Origin of the sequence: Chamaesiphon sp. (assembly GCF_041738855.1) — a bacterium.
Classification (GTDB): Bacteria; Cyanobacteriota; Cyanobacteriia; order Cyanobacteriales; family Chamaesiphonaceae; genus Chamaesiphon.
In genome coordinates, this window is record NZ_JBGSPA010000209.1 from 26,399 (window position 1) to 44,536 (window position 18,138).

Below are 18,138 nucleotides of genomic sequence, written 5' to 3' on the forward strand. Positions count from 1 at the left end.
CCGACAATCCCCAATCCCGCGAACGCTCTGCCTAGTTTCAATGGTACATTCACGATTTTTTGCTCCTAATTAACTGCGATTGAGATGTTCGGTCAAATTATCGAGTCTGCTGGCGATGCCGGACGACAAAGGGAATACCCAGTGCCACGACGACTACGCCAACGATCGCCCCAGTTCCGGTATAGACCAAACTGGAGTACAGCAGGTAGCCACAGGCAGCACAAAACAGCAACGGTAAAATCGGGTACAGCGGTACCCGAAACGGGCGGGGTCGATCGGGATCTCGCACTCGGAGTACCAACAGCGAGATGCTGCTGAGTAAAAAGAAAAACCAGAAGATCGGGGCGGTAAAATCGACCATCGTCTTGAACCCATCGCGCGTAACCATACCGAGTCCGACTAGTGCCAAGGAGATCGCCCCTTGGAATAAGTAGGCAGCAGTTGGGGTACTATGACGGTCTTGCCAAACACCCAACCACCGGAACGTAGCGACATCTTGCCCCAGCGCAAAGTTAGTACGTGCGCCCGTAAAAATGGTGGCATTAATCGAATCGAGGGTACAAACCACCACCAGGATACTGATGAATTTGGCTCCTGGTTCGCCGAATGCCTGTCGCATCAAATCGGCGGCAACGGCTGAGGACTGAGCCATCCCTGCCAATCCCAAGCCCTGGAGATATGCCAAATTAATCAGCAAATACACAGCGGTAATGATCCCCAGCCCCCACAGCAGCGATCGGACGATATTGCGGCGGTAGTTCTCGATTTCGGCGGAGATCTGGGCTGCTTCGTTCCAACCACCGTAGGACAACAGGACAAATACCATTGCCGATCCCCAAGATCTGGAAGTACTGACAGCAGCGGTAGCAGGAGCAGCAGCTGCTGCTGTGGGCAAAGTCAGACCGATGATAATCACTGCTAGCAGTCCCAGGATGGTGGTAATTGTCAGCCAATTTTGGAGCCGTTTACTGTGCTTGATGCCCAAAATATTCAGAGCGGTGAGCAGGGCGATCGCCATTGCTGCATAAATCCCCGCCGAGAAGCTGCCCAGCCGGAATATTTGGGAAGCATAATCTCCAAATACAAATGCGAGTAACGCGATCGATCCAGTCTGAATTACACTCATTCGCGCCCAAGCAAACAAGGTCGCAATTGATTGACCGAATGCTCTTTTTAAGTAATCATAACTACCGCCAATATACGGGTAAGTTGTAGCCAGTTCAGCGTAGCAGAGAGCACCGATAATTGAAATTATTCCACCAAGGCTCCAAGCCTGTAAAACAGCAAGGTTACTATCGGCATTAGCCGCAACTAACGCGGGCGTTTCAAATATTCCCGCCCCAATAACTAGTCCCACAATCAAGGCGATCGCATCCAATAGTCTAAGTGAGGGTCTTGGGGCTGCAATTTTGTGTCCTGAAACTTCGAGTAAATTAGATTGCTCAATTGCACTCATAGCTTTACTTTACATCCTAGGTGAATATTTTAGAGCGGATCGAATATCGATAAATTTATAATGAAGATCTATCAATTTTTAGCTTGCATTATAAATTAAATTATCTTTAGATCTACGATGCTTTAATTTGATAATTATCAGAATAATTGCTCTGATTATAAATTTATTATTTATCGATACTTTCAAAAACTTTATTTTGTACTACTATTAAATATACAACAGGCTTTTTAGTAAAGTTATCTATCGATCGATAGACTTTGAATTTAAATTTTCCGGTCGTATTACCAGTAAAAATTTACTAGCTCTTGGCTAGTAAATTAGATCGTATGTATCAAGATAACCGACTTTTTGACAACAAATAGCTAACCTGTATTAGTTTACAGGCGATCCAGTTTTTAGCTAATTAACACGATCCGTTGACTAGTGAAATTTTCGCAATCTGGCGATCGGGTGAGGGTTAAATGCCGATATTTTTATGATAAAAGCGCGTTCGCGTAGCGTCGGCCCTGCCGAATCGATAGTTGGAAATACACAAACCTCGCCGTTTATTGCCTAATCCTCTAAATCGAGAGTTTGTAACTAGCTAAGGATAGCAATCGATATCGGAATTAAACAAGCAACCTTTGCAGAAACTTACACTAAGGAATGAGGATTAAATAATAGACATATCTACAACGATCGGAATTACTAATTCCTTAACCCTTGGTTACCCACAAGGGGCACCCCTACAAGCTGATTGTGGGGAGGTTCAATGGTAGGCCGATCGGACAAGAATTTGATGCCGTGCTGGCAAGTTCCCCAGACGCCAGTCCCAAATCCTCGATCTTGGTGAGCATCAGTTGGTGAAAACTGGGGTTATTAAAACGTTTGGCGGACAATGCGCCGAGGATGAGTACCGTGCGGGCGGCTTCGGGTTGTCCCATGTGGTAGAGTGCCAAACCCTCAGCGTAGAATCCCGTCTCATCGCGATCGAGCAATCGCTCCAAGCCCCGATCCTGGATCGATCGCGCTTGGTTGAAGTCCGCCATCGCTTTGGGGATATCTCCGAGTTCGTGATAAACAATCCCACGATGATATCTAGCCGAGACATAATTGGGCGAAATCTCGATCGCTTGACTAAAATTCTTGAGCGCGTTGTGCTTCAATCCCGACAAGCTATTAATGACACCCGACATGTAACTCGCCCAAAAACAAGTATTATCGATCGCTCTAGCAGCCTGACAATCCTGCTTGGCATGTCGATAATCGTTTTGGCGAAAATAGATCCAACTGCGCTGAATGTGAGCAGTGATATGTTCAGGGGCGAGATCGATCGTCTGATTACAATCGCGTAATGCGAGTTCGAGATCGCCAAGTTCGGTATAAGTTAATGCACGGCGAAAATACGCCTCGATAAATTTGGGATTGAGCGCAATCGCCCGATCGCAATCCTGGAGAGCTGCTGCGCGATCGCCCAGACACCGATGTACCTCAGCGCGATCGTCATAGACTGCTGCGCGCGGTTTGCGATCGATCGTCACTGTAAAGTCGGCGAGTGCGCCGTGATAATCACCCAACTTTTGGCGCGTCCGCCCGCGTGCGTGATGGAATACCGGCTGGTTGGGCTGGAGCGCAATTGCCCGATCGAAATCAGCCAAGGCGTCGGGAAATTGCTCCAATCGTTCGCGACAAATCCCCCGATAGCAGTAACCATTGGGATCTTGGGGATATTCCTCAATATGCCGATCGAGGTTCGCTAAAGCAGCTTGATAGTTTTCCAGTTTGACAAGGGCAACAGCGTATAGCCAGCGCACTAATGGTCGATCGGGTGCCTGTGCGAGGATGTGTTTACAATCAGCTAAAACTTGAAAATAATTCTTGAGGATTTTGTTGACTAGCGCACGTTGGTAATAAAAATCCAGCTCTGCTGGATCGCACTGAATCGCCAAATTCCAGGCGACTAAAGCACCTTCATAATCTTGGATAATATCGCAAACTTGCGCCATCCCACTATGGGCGATCGCCAGTTTGGGGTTCCATTCGACAGCGATTTTATAAGCCGATCGCGCTCGGGCGTAGTCTTTGGCGGCTAGTGACTTGCTACCGCGTCGGCAGGATTTGAGCGCCAGATCTTGGGCGGTGATGCCAGGAGCTTCTGAATCGATCGCTGCTGCGCTGGCTGGGGATTCTAGCGTGGGGACTGGTGCTGAGGGTGGCACTATCGCGATCGCTGGGACACTCACAGGTGGATCGATCGTTGCTACTACGACGGTTGGGCGTAAGTACTGAGCTGCTGGTGTGACGGCTGCGTCACTCGCCCACGGATCGCTCTCTGATGGCGATGGAGTAGGGAGTGGTGGCTGCTCTACCTGGGCTGAGGATACATCACTCGCCCAAGGATCGCCAATCGCTAAGGCAGCAGCGGCACCCTTTGGCTGGAGTGGTTTGGTTGGGGGCAGTGATGTCCCCAAAATATCTGAGTAGTCATGCTGAGTGGCAAACTCTGGAGCAGAGGAAGGAGAGTAAGGTTTCGACATAACCGGAGTGCCTCAAAATAATTTAGTTGCGATCTTGTCGGTTGTCACCACTATGGCAGGATTGACGACTTACCAAATACTCGCTCGATGAAGATCTTTACTATCATTTACAGATCGAGCGGAGGTATTTTTACCGATCTTAGCCAGCCTGTAGATCGATCGGCTCAGTATTTACACTACAATTTAAATTTAAAATAGATAACAGTCTCTCAGTAATATCTCGGAGCGTAAGCTGCCATCAATTATCAATTATCAATTATCACTCCATGCCTAGAGCTTCGATCGTAAATACAATCTGGCGATAAAAAACCGCACTTTTGAGCTTTTGGGCGACTAATGCTGCTTGATGGAGGATGACTCTGGCGGTATCTGGGTGACCCATATAATACAATGCTAGTCCTTCGGCATATAACCCAGTTTCATCGCGCTGAGTGGTGCAGTCAAAGCCGTTAGTTTGAATTGATTGAGCTTGCTGAAAATCACTCAGAGCTTTAGCTTCATTCTTGAGATCGTATTGTAAGAGTCCCCGATGGTAGAGAGCACAGATAAACGCAGGATATAGCTCGATCGTCTTTGTAAAACTAAAAATTGCCTCTTGTTTGAATCCTGATAACGACTGCACCACTCCCATCAAATAATTAGCAGGTACTGAATTGCGATCGATCGTCAACACCTGTTCGCAATCTCTCATCACGGCGGGATATTCACCGTGTCGAAAGTAGATCCAACCCCGTTGGATATAGGCATTGAGATCTAGTGGATCGATCTGGATCAGACGATGATAATCAGCTAGCGCAGCATGAAGATTGCCGACTTCCGTATGGATCACTCCCCGCTGATAGTAAGCACTGACGAGCCGAGGGTTGAAGCGGATCGCGCGATCGGACTCCATCAATGCTCTCGGATAGTCCCCACGACTGATATAGATATCGGCACGATTGGCATAAGCCTGCGCCATCTGGGGATCTAACTCGATCGCGCGATCGTAATCCGCCATCGCCCCACTCAAGTCACCTAATTGTTGCCGAATCCGTCCGCGTCTGCGGGCTAAAATGGCTAGATCGGCATTGAGATCGATCGCACTATTGAGATCGCTCAGTGCCGGGGGGAGATTGCCCAGTCGCTCATAACAGATGCCGCGATAATAATGAGCGTAAAAATCATCATTTTGGAAGTTAAGATACTGAGTAAAATTGAACAGTGCCAGTTGATAGTTACCAAGCTGAAAATGAGCGCGGGCATTCAACCAGCGGGCGGAAATGTCACTCGGTTGCTGTTCGAGGATAAATTTGCAATCAGCGATGACTCCATGACAATCCTCCAGTTTTTTGTTAATTAAGGCGCGACAGTGATAAAAATCGAGGTTGAGCGGATCGCGATGGATCGCTAGATTGCATGCACTCAACGCCGCTGGATAGTTACTGCTGGCGTAATACACCCGCGCCAGTCCACCATCGGCGATCGCCAAAGCTGGACTGAGCCGCAGTGCTGTCTTATAATCAGCCTCAGCTCGTCGATAATCTTTTGACTCCAGCGATGAGCCAGCTCTAGCGCAGTAAGCTAACACCAGATTGGGATCGAGTTCGATCGCTTGCGTGAACGACTCGATCGCTTGCTGGTGCTCGCCTCTAAAGGCACTGTCATGACCCTGCTGACACAATTTTTGCACTTTTGTGTTGACTTGATGCCTGGGTAAATTTAGTGTTTGTGCAGATGTCAACTTGATGTGTGAGTCCGACATAAATAGTACGTTTGTCAAGATTGCGGCAAGGAATACAGTTGGTAGGGGCGAATCTATCCCCTCTCTAGCCGTCGAGAGGTAATCTCGCTGTTAGCAACTGTTTTAGACAAGACTACGGCGTTTACCTGCTTAGTGTTCCCAGTCGATCGCGCAATTGAACTACCACTTATATACTTTTTTTATACCACATAATTAGTATTTTTTCGTAACTTTTGAGTTACCAAGTATATCAATTTTCCATGTGACAATCAGTTATTTGCACTTAGAATTCGTAATCGGGATTTCCCACCTGAAAGACATTCAATCCCAACTTCCGCCACATCCTACATACTTTGGGTCGATCGTCAATAACTCCGATTACATTGTAGCGGTCGCGAATATTGAAATAGTATAATTCTGATTTGAGTACATCGTCGGGACGCTGGTCGTCAGCCGGACGCATAAATAAATCTGTGTAGTGAATATTGTGTTGTTTTAGCCAATCCACCGTCAGAGCGTAGCAGACACTCGATCGACCTGATAATAAGACAATCTGGGTATCTCGACCCAATTTGGCGATCGTCCTTGCTACGGCTAGGTTGAGCGCGTCTTCACCCACTCGCTCCCAGGCAAATGGCGATCGCGTATGATTGATTGCCAATGTCCCATCGATATCTACTAAATAACAATCGGGGAGTTGCGGATCGATCTCTGGTACTGGATCTGGTGCGTACAGATAGTCATAATACATCTGCTCGATCGCCTCTTGTCCGACCGAATTCGATCTCACCAGATCGCGACGGATACACTCAGCCAAGGAGACATCAGTAAAGTCTTTAATTGTCAATTTTGCTTGATATTTGGCAGCCAATTCAGTTGCTCGGCTCAGATGAACTGGATTGAGATTGGTATCCGACCAAATTACCGAATAACCTTGCTCGAAGTAATACTCTGTCAACAAGTCACGGACTTTAATAATCCGTTTTTCACGTTTATTGGTACCACCTAGTTGCAATCTCAGATCGTCCTTACAGAGGTTGGCAGTTTCTGGATATTTTTGGATATATTCTTTCGCCCAAGTGGTTTTACCGCTAGCGGGTAAGCCTTTGGTGAGGATGAGTTTAAGTGGCATTGTTTTTTAGAGGGTAGAGGGTAGCGATTCGCGCTCGTCGGGTTCCCCGACGGTTTAGCGAATCAAGACAGGGAGTAGGGGGTAGTCATAACAGTCACCCGATCGTTGTTATAAATAACCCAAGTTGCGACCGATAGCCCCAGCGGTTTCTAACCGCTGCTTGGAGTGCAAAGTCCGCTTACGCGGACTAAGATTTCAGTTGATGTAGGGTGTGTTAGGCGTAAGCCGTAACGCACCAGTAGAGGGTAGAAATGTAGGGTGGGCAATGCCCACAGACCATGTACAGCCGTAGCAAAAAGAATTTAAACTGTTTGATTAGATTACCTCTTCAGAATAGGAATATGAATTTAGATTGAAGCTGGAGCAGTTAAAATAAAATATCGGGAACCAGCAATAACTAATCATTATGCAATCTCTAGACACCAGACCTCTGCTAGTTGATATCAGCCATATCACTCTTCGCCTTACCCACGCAGAGTTTGAGCAACTGTGTCAAGATAACCCAGATATACCACTTGAGTTAACAGCTACCGGAGAATTAGTCACAATGGCACCAGCCGGATGGCAAAGCTCAGAAAAAAATAGTGATTTAAATATCCAAGTTGGTATTTGGAATCGACAAACCAAACTAGGTAAAATTTTTGATTCATCTGGTGGCTTCACACTCCCTTCTGGTGCCGTTCGTTGGCATAGCCTACCGGAGGTAATCGCCTGATGTGACCTGGATCGAAAAGTCTAAATTTGAGGGTGTCTCGGCTAAAATTGCCTTCCCACAGATCGTTCCCGACTTTGTAATTGAGCTGCGATCTATGAGTGATAGCTTAACTACGCTTCAAGCTAAAATGCTGGAGTATCAAACTAATGGTGTGCGGTTGGGATGGCTGATTAACCCCCAGCAACAACAGGTGGAAGTTTATAGATTGGGGCAGCCAGTGGAAATATTGCAGTCGCCACTGACTCTTGATGGCGAAGATGTCTTAGTTGGATGCTCGATCGATCTAAGTGCGATTTTGTAGGAATTGGGTATGTTAGGCGTAAGCCAACGCACCAGTGCCCGCTCCCTATGCCTCACTATCGGAGCGAAATGGACGTTCATAACCAGGTTTAATGAGCTTCCAGATAACTTGGCTATATTCTCGTTTATCCAACATTAGAAATAATACACCTGGATATGTTTGGGTTTGAAAATACAGTGCAGTTTCGCGTCTATTGCCCAAATCCTGGAAAGCTGCTTGACACTCAGATTCAATCTCTTGATACTTAGTTTCTAATTCCAGCTTGGTATCTTTGACCCAGTTGTAAAATTCATCGGGAACAGCATCGAGAAACTGGTCGAGATCGCGATTTTGGCTCAGACATTCCCAGATATCTTTGGCTTGAACTCCGGTGATAATCCGGTGCAACCGAACATAGTCAGCCAGCTTATATTTGAGTCGAAATCCATCGGGCCACTTGAGGATAAATCCCTCATGGTTGGTGAGCGCGGCTTGAGTTTCATCGATCGATTGGAGCCATGCGGGGAGAGTAGTAGCAGGATAAGTCTGCGCCCTGTCGCGCCAATTTACCTGAGTATGCTCTAGCTCTACACCCGTCTGTGTATGCACCGCCGCTAGGAGTACCAGCCGCTGCGCCAAGCCATAATCTACCACAATCCGATTGGTGGGATAGATGATTTCAAATAAATAGGTATACTCGCGATCGAGTCGATCGAGTTCGGGCTGATAATTAGCCAATAATACCCGTGCCATTTGTGCTTGCTCTGAGGCAAAACTGCCCCGCGAAGCTACTTCCCACTGTCCTTGATAGCAAAACAAGATAATCAACGATCCATCGAGCTTCTCGTAGATCTGTGGTACACCATCGGGCAGGTTACCTCGATCCTCACTGAGATTGAAGAACTTGGGTAGTGGTCTGGCGATCGATCGATACTGCTCATCCAATACCAACCCCCGACAGTGGAGTGTCGCATCGTTCCAATAGCGATCGTATTGCGCTTTGGCAGTGTAGTTATAAATCGTCAGCGGTAAGCTCGGGTGGATCTGACGGATGATGTAACCTTGCTCGATGAGTGTCGGTAATGTCTGTGGGTCAAATGGGAGGTTGGTCATGTGCGGTTGGCAATCTTCACCGAGAGCGGAGTACAAAGTCGATCTACATCTAAATTACTCGATCGTCTTTCCCCGCAGCTAGTTTTGGCGATCGGTTCTCAACTGGCTGCGGTGGTTAGAATTGGGTGTCAATGGCTCTGAGGAGCTAGGGGATACCCCGAACTAATTTATGTTGATTTTCACATCTTGCACCATCCACCATCCACCATCCACCATCCACCACTCCAAATATGTCGTTATATAAAGGAATATTTCAATTCTGACTGACTGATGAGGATTCTGGGCGATCGCTCCGAGAGTCCGTGCTAACATCCATCAGTGTAAGCACAAGTCATAAAAAGAGAGTATAGCTGTGGTACTACGGGTTGCTGTTGTTGGTTCTGGACCTGCGGGTTCCTCCGCCGCTGAAGTGTTAGCGAAAGCTGGAATTGAAACTTATTTATTTGAACGCAAATTAGATAACGCCAAGCCTTGTGGTGGAGCGATACCTCTATGTATGGTGAGTGAATTTGACTTGCCGCCAGAGATTATCGATCGCCAGGTGCGGCAGATGAAGATGATCTCCCCTTCCAATGTCGAAGTCGATATCGGTCAAACCCTCAAGCCTGGTGAATATATCGGCATGTGTCGGCGGGAAGTATTGGATGGCTTTTTGCGCGATCGCGCAGCCAAACTAGGTGCTAAATTAATTAACGGTACCGTCCATAAGTTGGAAATGCCAGGGTTGAACACTACAGACCCTTATGTGCTCCACTATGCGGATCATGCCAACGGTAGCCTCGAAGGCGAAGCCAAAACTCTCAAAGTCGATCTCGTCATCGGTGCCGATGGTGCCAATTCCCGCGTCGCCAAAGCAATGGATGCTGGTGATTACAACTATGCGATCGCTTTCCAAGAGCGGATCAGACTGCCAGAAGATAAAATGGCGTACTACCATAGTCTGGCGGAGATGTACGTCGGCGATGATGTCTCGACTGACTTCTATGCTTGGGTATTCCCCAAATACGACCACGTAGCGGTCGGTACAGGGACGATGAAGGTACACAAAGCCTCAATCAAGAATTTGCAAGCTGGCATCCGCAAACGGGCTGCCAAGAAGCTCGAAGGCGGTACTATTATCAAAGTTGAAGCCCACCCGATCCCCGAACATCCTCGCCCGCGACGGGTCGTCGGTCGGTGTACGCTCGTCGGTGACGCGGCTGGTTATGTCACCAAGTCTTCTGGCGAAGGGATCTACTTTGCCGCCAAATCAGGACGAATGTGCGCCGAAGTCATCGTCGAGCGTTCCGAGCAAGGGACAAAAATCCCCACTGAAGCCGATCTGAAAGTATATATCAAGCAGTGGGATAAGGCTTATGGCTTGACTTACACGGTATTGGATATCCTTCAGCGGGTATTTTACCGTTCCGATGCTACCCGTGAAGCCTTTGTCGAAATGTGTGGCGATCTCGATGTGCAGAAGCTCACCTTCGACAGCTACCTCTACAAGACGGTAGTACCAGCCAATCCGATTACCCAGATGAAAATTACTGCTAAAACGATCGGGAGTCTTCTCCGTGGCAATGCTCTAGCTCCATAGTTATCATTGTCAAACTCACACTAAAAATAGAGGTAGGTACTCTTACCTACCTTTTTTGTTGTCAAATGTGTTTGATATTGAATAATCCAAAGTGCTGCCTATAACCTCAGTGGTTTGCGGTGCGCGCTCCGTCTGTGCCTACGGCAGCTTCGTATGCCTACGGCAGGCTGTGCCTACGGCAGGCTACGCCAACGCCAACGTCTACGGGTTCCCCGTAAGCGCAAGGCGCAGGCTAAGCCAACGCGCAGCGGATCGCAGAGAGGGTTTAGCGCACCAAGACACAATCGTCGGCGTTCTCTGTAGGTAGCAACTTGGGTTATCGAATATAGATCGGCTCTCCAGTTAAAACTGGAGATAGTGCATGAGCGCGCCAATCATTTCGCCAGACAATCCCAGTCGTTGCTGGAAATTGGCTAAATCTGTAAATTTGCCATCTCGTTCGCGATGGGCGATGATTTGGGTAGCGAGTTCTGGCGAGAGCTGCGGAATCTGTACTAGTTCGGCTGCGGTTGCTCCATTTATCTGAATCGATGGTAGCGCGGACGAGCGATCGTAGTACTGAAAGCTCAGTACTGGAGCCAACCACTGTAGTCTAGAGATGGGAATATTTAAAGCAGCCGCTAGATCGGAAATCGAGTAAAAAGCCACTCCAGCTTGGCTCAAAGTGACTAATTGCCGTGCTTGATGGATAGAAATCCCTGGCAAACGCAACCAATCATCTACATTAGCTTGATTGACATCAATTTTGACACCCAAATCAGCAGCGACAGCGATCTCAAATGCTGACTTGAACCGATAATAGGGGTCTTCAGTAATCCGCGATCGCAAAGACATTTTGAGGAGAAATTGTACTGTCCGAAAAGAATCGTGTGTCAAGGGATTTTTAGGGGATGATATGCCATTCTGAACAGATAAGTAAGGCAGCCGCACATCCAACATCAATCAACCGATCGCAATTTGCGAGTATTGGTCACCAAACTGTGGGCGAATTGGTCGAAGCGTTTTGATAGTTTCTCATCTGTCAGTTTACCTTCAGGAGTGAAAGCTTGCCAAGCTTGCCCGATCGCTATTTGTTCGGGAATAGACCAGGCATGAACCCAGCGGAGGATGATTCGCAAATCGTTGAGGGCGTTACTATTGCTTTGTCCGCCCAAAATTGTGATAAATCCGGCAACTTTGCCGGAGAGCTGATCGAAACTCATCAGATCCAAAGTATTTTTTAAGACGCCGCTGATACTGCCATGATATTCTGGCGAAACTAAAATCAGCCCATCCGCATCAGCGACGGTATCTTGCAGCTTCTTGACATCGGGGTAGTGGGGATATTCGGTACCACCATCGCAAAAAGGCAACTGCATCTGCCTCAGATCCAAAATTTCGACTTGGGCACCCAGAGCTTGCACTCTCTGGGCGGCGATTGCCAGCGCGATCTGACTATAAGCATCCGGTCTTAAACTACCTGCAATACCAACAATTTTCACCATAATTAATTGAGATCTCGATCGATTGGGGAAATAGCATCCATCATTCCATTATGCTCGATCGAGCCATTGACGACGTTTTTGCTCGAATTCATATTCGGAGATCAAACCATCGGCGCGGAGTTTGTCCAACTCCCGAATTGATTCAGAGATCGTCGCTACCGGATGAGTGCGGAGTAGTGCGTTCGCCAAGTGTGGGCTTTGCCCAATCGCCCGATCGGGCAGCAGCGAGTTAGAATTGGTGCCAAAGTGGGTATCATCTTGAGTGAGATACCACACAGCTTCGATCGCTGCGGCAATATGCGGGATTGGCGTCCAGGACAATAATAGATAAACTAGTCCCCACCCAGGTTGTCCGAGATAAAATTTGTGAAACCCCGCAATAGGAGTCGCCATACTCGCAAATGCCAGCACGATCGCGATTTGGCGATTTTTGGGTGTGGTAGAGTCGAACATTAACCGATCCTCTCATACGGGAAACCGCAGTTACACGCGCCCAAAGACCGCTCTAAAATAGGTGTATTGGTGTCGATCGCTGGTGTTCTGCACTTTCTAAGTTTAACCTTATTCCGATAATTATCTGCCATGGGATTTTTTGATTCTGATATCATCCAACAAGAAGCCAAACAGTTGTTTGACGATTATCAACATCTGACTCAGCTCGGCGGTAAGTATGGTAAGTTCGATCGCGAGGGTAAGATTGTGTTCATCGAACGGATGGAAACTTTACTCGATCGCTATCGGATTTTTATGAAGCGGTTTGAACTGTCTGATGACTTTATGGCGAAGATGACTGTCGAGCAAATGAACACGCAGATGAGTCAGTTTGGGATGACGCCGATGCAAATGTTCGAGCAAATGAATCTCACTCTCGATCGCATGAAGTCAGAAATCGATAAGTAATGCTGGCTTGAGGGCGTTGGTCGCGCAAACTATTGCAAACACGCCCTACAAACCTAAGTCCCAGTAGGTGGGCACTACCCACAGCAAGCGTTCAGACAATTTAGATCGAATATTTTTGCACTTAGCCACTTAGTTCCAGCATAAGTATCGATCGCGTCTAACCGCCCAGAAGCTAGATGGTGGGCAGTGCCCACCCTACAAACTACAGCCTAAAACCTAAAGCCTAAAGCCTAGCTCCCTGGACGCTTGAATTTTGCTGGTGGTGTGAATGACTCTACAGGTTCATTCTTGAGAGCCTCCTGCATAAAGCTGCGCCAAATCGGTGCTGCGTAGGTACCGCCAGTGACACCTCGACCGAGGGGGGTATAGTCATCCTTGCCAATCCACACAGAGGCGGCTAGCTGGGGCACGTAGCCTACAAACCAGACATCGCGTTCTGAATCGGTGGTACCAGTTTTTCCGGCGGCGGGACGACCGATCGCGGCGGCTTTCCCAGTACCCTTGGTGACGACCGATTGGAGCGCGCTGTTGATCTGGGCTGTTGCCCAGGAGTTGAGGACGAGTTTGGGTTGGGGGGTATTGTCTAGCAGGATATTGCCGTCGCTATCAGTGACGCGGAGGATACTAGTAGTTTCTGACTGCCAGCCATTGCTGGCGAAGGTGGCAAATGCGCTAGCCATTTCGATCGGGGTTACGCCAACCGCTCCCAATGGTAATGATACAACAGGCTCGATCGGACTTTCGATCCCTAGTGTGCGACAGGTTTGGATCACCTTGTCCAAGCCGACTTCTTTACCCAATTTTACTGCTGGGACGTTGGTAGAATACTCCAGTGCCGTCCGAATACTCATCGAGCCAGAGTAGCCACCCCCATAGTTGCGAGGTGAATAGTAGCCACTCCCATCCCGATAGCGGACGGGGCTATCTTGGACGATCGACTCTGGCGAAAACTTGCCAGTCGCAAAGGCGGTGTAATAGACAAAGGGTTTGAATGACGAACCTGGCTGCCGATTGGCGTAGATGGCACGGTTGAAGTTACTCTTTTTGTAATCGACGCCGCCCACCATCGCTTTGACAAAGTGAGTGCGCGGATCGATCGCGACTAAACTGATTTGATATTTACTGCGTCCCAATCGTGTGTAAGCATTTTGGACGACTTTTTCGGCGGCGATTTGGAAGTCATAATCGATCGTCGTTTGAATCCGCATTCCACCTTTGCGGACGGTTTCTCGCCCGAAGCGTTGGTTGAGTTCTTCGATCGCCGCATCAGTTACGTAAGGTAGTTTACTAGTTTGCCAAGTTTTGATTTTACCGAGTTTGATGGGATATGCTTTGGCTTTTTTCTCCTCAGCGGGACTAATCCATTTCAGCTCTAGCATTCTGGCGAGTACTTGCTCTTGTCGCTGTTTGGCGACTTTGAAGTTGATAAATGGGCTGTATTTTTCGGGTGCGGCGATTGCCCCTGCCATCATCGCTCCTTCCGCTAGGTTCAGCTCGGAGGCATGTTTGTTAAAATAGCTTTGGGCAGCAGTTTCGACCCCATAGTTATTGTGTCCCCAATAAACTTGATTGAGGTACATTTCCAAGATTTCATCTTTGCGGAAAATTTGTTCGAGTCGAATCGATAACACCGCTTCGGCTAATTTTCGACTAAATTGGCGTTTTTGGGATAGGAATAAGTTTTTGATCAACTGCATCGTGATCGTCGAACCACCTTCGGTGACGCCGCCTTTTTTGAAGTTGGTGGCGAGCGCGCGTCCGACGCCAGTGAGATTCACTCCTTTGTGATAATTGAAGTGACTATCTTCGATCGCTAGGACTGCGCGTTTGAGATGGGGGGAAATCCGATTGAGGGGGACGACTTCGCGATTGGCTTCATCGTGGAGGCTAGCTAGTTGGACGCCTTTGACATCGTAGATATAGGTAGTTTCGGTGGGTGCATAGCTGCGTAATACGCGCACATCTGGTAAATTGCGGAAGCTAATCGCCAACCCCACCAATCCACCAGCCACGATCGAACTCGCCAGCATGGTGACACCCAAGATCGTACCACCAGCAATCTGACCGATCCCACCAGCGAATTGACGATCTGCTGGTTGAGGCTCTGTGGGCTGAGGTTTCTGTTTGTTTAAAGCTCTAGATGACACTAAGATCTCTCTCTCAAATTAGGGATAATCAATTCAAAGTGGGCGGAGCGTCGGCATCGTTGGCATCGCCTCCGGTCGGTAGTCGCTGCATGTCGCCGCTTGAAGCTGGGTTGTAGCTCGCCATATTAACGAAGAGCTAAAAATATTTCAGTTACTGTGGTAACTATAATAAGCTTAACTTGCAACGGTTTTGAGATTCCGTGTGATTTTTGTCTTTCATATATTATGAGTGTGAGTATGGTTATGCCAGCATCAGATCGGTTTGAGTGGTTATTTCGGGGTGTAAGTGAGATTTTTCCCCATCAACCAGATGCTACCGATCCGGCTGAAAATCTCGCCCAGCGAATCGCTCAAACCGATCGCCCCTTGCGAGTCAAACTCGGTATCGATCCAACTGGTGCAGATATCCACCTTGGTCATAGTATTCCCCTGCGGAAACTCAGATCTTTCCAAGATGCCGGACATACTGCAATCTTAATTATTGGTGACTTCACCGCGCGGATTGGCGATCCGACTGGCAAATCAGAAGTCCGCAACCAGTTGACGCCCGAGCAAGTGACGAATAATGCCCTAGCTTATCTCGATCGCGTGCGACCGATCCTGGATTTCGATACGCCAGGACGGTTGGAAGTCCGGTACAATTCCGAATGGCTGTCCAAGCTGGATCTGGGACAGACACTCGAACTCCTCTCGACGATGACAGTCAGCCAGATGCTAGCCAAAGAAGGGTTCGCGCTCCGCTACGCCCGCGAAACTCCGATTTTCATCCATGAATTCCTGTACCCACTCATGCAGGGCTATGACTCAGTAGCCGTCCAAGCCGATGTCGAACTCGGCGGTACCGATCAAAAGTTCAATCTCGCCGTCGGGCGAGATTTGCAGCGTCATTTCGGACTGACGCCGCAATTTGGACTATTGATGCCGATTTTGCTCGGTACGGATGGAGTCCAGAAAATGTCCAAGTCGCTCGATAACTATGTCGGCATGGGGGAAGATGCGCTGAGTATGTACTCCAAGCTAGAGAAAACGCCCGACAGCATCATCAAAGATTACTTTACGCTCCTGACTGACATCGGACTCGATTCGCCCGTGGAAAGGCTCCGCCAAGCCATCCCCGACAATCCCCGTGCCGCCCAAAAACTCCTCGCCCTCGAAATTGTCACCCAATACCACGGTCGCGATCGTGCGCTCCAAGCTCAAGCCGACGCGATCGCCTTGATTACCAAACCAGGTCACAATGCAGGTGGTGATAGTATCCCCGAGTTTTCACTATCTGTTGTCAATTTCCCTGCCAAAATCTTCCAAATCCTCTCGGTTAGCGGGCTGTGCTCTGGTAGCAACGACGCCAAGCGTCAAATCCAAGGTGGTGCGGTGAAATTGGATGGACAATCGATCGACAACATCGATCTCACCTATGATGATGCTACGGCATTGGTGGGGAAGGTGTTGCAGGTAGGCAAGAAACGGTTCAAACGGTTGGTGAATTAGGTTAGCTAACCCAAGTTGCTACCTGTAAAATGCCAACGATTGAAATCGTGGATAGTGTTGCAAAGTCCGCCTACGCGGACTATAAAGTAATGGGATAAATTTCGTAGTGGGACGACACGACTAAAACTGTGGGTAAAGATGATGCAGTTTAATTCAAGCAGCTAGCTTAGGGCGGAGAAAGTTTTATGAAAAGTTAGGATGGCTGCATAGTCATAAAACGGATAGACCAATAAAAGAGATTGGGGCTAGGAGTTTACTAATTCCTTTATCAACGATAGAGATTACGCTTGATTTAGTCAAAGAAGCAATGGAATCTATCAGTTTTATCAATGTGCTCACCTGGACTAAATCTATTTTTGGGACTTCAATGCTTTCCCGCCGAAGACATCTGAATTCATCCTCTAACTCTGACACAAAACCTGCATGAAGTCTTGCCCTGTCTAGAAGGACAAAATGAACATGCTAGGCAGTGCCCACCCTACAAAAACTAACTTTAGTCTCTAGGCTATTTCGTTTTAGCTTGAGACTTGGCTTGCTCTAGCGTAATCTCTTTGAGAGTTTGATAAGAGTTAGCATTTGCCGAACCTTCGATCGCTTTGACGGCTAAATCTTGAACTTGTTTGAGTGCTGCGGCTAGTTGTTGTGATAGACTGTTGAGGCGTTCTTCTTGGTTAGAGATAGTATCTTGCAAAGAATCGATCGTTCCTTCATAGAAGCGTTTTTGACCTTCAACTTCTTTGGCATAAAGATCGGATTTGATCTTGGCTTGATAAGTTGCAATTCCTTTGCCTTCACCCTTAGCTTTCTCGATCGCCTTTTCTTTATCTTGAGCAAAAACAGCAACTTTATCTTTAGCTTCATGAAATAGTTTTTCACGTTCGGCTAGAGCTAGTTCTCGCTCTGCCCAAGTTTTTTCCTGGACTTCTTTGGTTTCAGCTAGTTCATAATACAAAGCAGCTTGTTGCTGATCGTATTGTTCGCGATCGATCTTACGTTGCAGATCGAGATTATATTTGTATTCTTGAACTTCGCGCTGGCTATTTTTGCGATCGAGTTCGACTCGTTCTTTAACGATGATACCATTTTGTTCTTGCTCTTTAGTCCAAGCTTTAGTTAAGCTCTGGATTTCTTGATGAGCGGTTTCGGTACGCACTCTCAATTCTTCGCTAAAGGCTTTGGAGCTAGTTTCATAATCATCAATCAATGTTTCAAATGTATCTTCAGCTACTGTCAAACTATGTAAGGTTTGTAAGTTAGTAATTTCCTCAGTTACGCTCTCACGTACTTCAGTAAGTTTTGCCGCTTCAGTAGTCAGCTTTGCTGACAATTCACTGACTGCGGCACCAAAGCCGAGCTGAAGGCTGTCGAGATTGGCGATGGTATGACTGACTTTTTCTTGGTGAGTAGATCCTGTATTTATCATCGGTTTTGGTTCATCTTTAATTACTTTGGTAGTAGGGATCGATACAGGTGCTGCGGCTGATTGCTTTTGGATATTTTTTACTTCAATCTCTAGAGCCTTTTTCTCATCAACAAGCTGGTTATAAGCTGTGAGGATTTCGGCTTTAGTATTCTTGTCAGTTGGTTTTGGTGCCATAGCTATTTAGG

14 protein-coding genes and 1 pseudogene are annotated in these 18,138 nt (G+C 47.7%); 4 read left to right on the top strand and 11 right to left on the bottom strand.

Going from position 1 to position 18,138, the window contains the following annotated elements:
* Window positions 1-97 precede the first annotated feature (97 nt).
* The 4 genes from ACEW9I_RS23540 to ACEW9I_RS23555 form a co-directional block, all read right to left on the bottom strand.
* On the bottom strand, window positions 98-1,456 hold the full coding sequence (locus ACEW9I_RS23540; RefSeq protein WP_373542764.1) for an APC family permease: 1,359 nt from the start codon (window positions 1,454-1,456) through the stop codon (window positions 98-100).
* 725 nt (window positions 1,457-2,181) lie between these two features.
* On the bottom strand, window positions 2,182-3,972 hold the full coding sequence (locus tag ACEW9I_RS23545) for a tetratricopeptide repeat protein (RefSeq protein WP_373542765.1): 1,791 nt from the start codon (window positions 3,970-3,972) through the stop codon (window positions 2,182-2,184).
* Between the two features lie 259 nt (window positions 3,973-4,231).
* The gene (locus ACEW9I_RS23550; RefSeq protein ID WP_373542766.1) at window positions 4,232-5,692 is read right to left on the bottom strand and encodes a tetratricopeptide repeat protein; all 1,461 of its coding nucleotides are present in this window, start codon (window positions 5,690-5,692) and stop codon (window positions 4,232-4,234) included.
* Window positions 5,693-5,975: 283 nt separating this feature from the next.
* Complete coding sequence (locus ACEW9I_RS23555) at window positions 5,976-6,824, bottom strand: AAA family ATPase (RefSeq protein WP_373542767.1); 849 nt, start codon at window positions 6,822-6,824, stop codon at window positions 5,976-5,978.
* Window positions 6,825-7,230: 406 nt separating this feature from the next.
* Here ACEW9I_RS23555 and ACEW9I_RS23560 point away from each other — a divergent pair.
* A pseudogene (locus ACEW9I_RS23560) lies at window positions 7,231-7,840 on the top strand (Uma2 family endonuclease).
* A gap of 45 nt (window positions 7,841-7,885) precedes the next feature.
* On the opposite strand, the gene ACEW9I_RS23565 reads toward ACEW9I_RS23560, so the two are convergent.
* Window positions 7,886-8,968 carry an RNA ligase gene (locus ACEW9I_RS23565; RefSeq protein ID WP_373542768.1) on the bottom strand — a complete coding sequence of 361 codons (1,083 nt, stop codon included), beginning with the start codon at window positions 8,966-8,968 and terminating at the stop codon, window positions 7,886-7,888.
* A 126-nt stretch (window positions 8,969-9,094) separates the two neighbouring features.
* Window positions 9,095-9,244 (bottom strand): hypothetical protein, encoded by a 150-nt coding sequence (locus tag ACEW9I_RS23570; protein ID WP_373542769.1) that lies wholly within the window; start codon window positions 9,242-9,244, stop codon window positions 9,095-9,097.
* Window positions 9,245-9,284: 40 nt separating this feature from the next.
* Here ACEW9I_RS23570 and chlP point away from each other — a divergent pair, with 40 nt between their 5' ends.
* Window positions 9,285-10,511 (top strand): geranylgeranyl reductase, encoded by a 1,227-nt coding sequence (chlP, locus tag ACEW9I_RS23575; RefSeq protein ID WP_373542770.1) that lies wholly within the window; start codon window positions 9,285-9,287, stop codon window positions 10,509-10,511.
* A gap of 342 nt (window positions 10,512-10,853) precedes the next feature.
* Here chlP and ACEW9I_RS23580 read toward each other — a convergent pair whose 3' ends face one another.
* The 3 genes from ACEW9I_RS23580 to ACEW9I_RS23590 all read right to left on the bottom strand — a co-directional run bounded on the left by ACEW9I_RS23580 (window position 10,854) and on the right by ACEW9I_RS23590 (window position 12,448).
* A complete protein-coding gene (locus ACEW9I_RS23580; RefSeq protein ID WP_373542771.1) occupies window positions 10,854-11,387 on the bottom strand; it encodes a ComEA family DNA-binding protein in 534 nt (177 codons plus the stop codon).
* A gap of 62 nt (window positions 11,388-11,449) precedes the next feature.
* On the bottom strand, window positions 11,450-11,995 hold the full coding sequence (locus ACEW9I_RS23585) for an NADPH-dependent FMN reductase (RefSeq protein WP_373542772.1): 546 nt from the start codon (window positions 11,993-11,995) through the stop codon (window positions 11,450-11,452).
* A gap of 48 nt (window positions 11,996-12,043) precedes the next feature.
* A complete protein-coding gene (locus tag ACEW9I_RS23590) occupies window positions 12,044-12,448 on the bottom strand; it encodes an NINE protein (RefSeq protein WP_373542773.1) in 405 nt (134 codons plus the stop codon).
* Window positions 12,449-12,577: 129 nt separating this feature from the next.
* Here ACEW9I_RS23590 and ACEW9I_RS23595 point away from each other — a divergent pair, with 129 nt between their 5' ends.
* Window positions 12,578-12,895: a DUF1825 family protein gene (locus ACEW9I_RS23595; protein ID WP_373542774.1), complete on the top strand. Its 318-nt coding sequence runs from the start codon at window positions 12,578-12,580 to the stop codon at window positions 12,893-12,895.
* A 230-nt stretch (window positions 12,896-13,125) separates the two neighbouring features.
* Here the strand turns inward: ACEW9I_RS23595 and ACEW9I_RS23600 are convergent, their stop codons facing one another.
* Window positions 13,126-15,042 carry a transglycosylase domain-containing protein gene (locus ACEW9I_RS23600; RefSeq protein WP_373542775.1) on the bottom strand — a complete coding sequence of 639 codons (1,917 nt, stop codon included), beginning with the start codon at window positions 15,040-15,042 and terminating at the stop codon, window positions 13,126-13,128.
* 243 nt (window positions 15,043-15,285) lie between these two features.
* Between ACEW9I_RS23600 and tyrS the strand changes: the two genes are divergently transcribed.
* A complete protein-coding gene (gene tyrS, locus ACEW9I_RS23605) occupies window positions 15,286-16,530 on the top strand; it encodes a tyrosine--tRNA ligase (RefSeq protein WP_373542776.1) in 1,245 nt (414 codons plus the stop codon).
* Window positions 16,531-17,035: 505 nt separating this feature from the next.
* Here tyrS and ACEW9I_RS23610 read toward each other — a convergent pair.
* A complete protein-coding gene (locus tag ACEW9I_RS23610; RefSeq protein WP_373542777.1) occupies window positions 17,036-18,127 on the bottom strand; it encodes a hypothetical protein in 1,092 nt (363 codons plus the stop codon).
* Window positions 18,128-18,138: the final 11 nt, after the last annotated feature.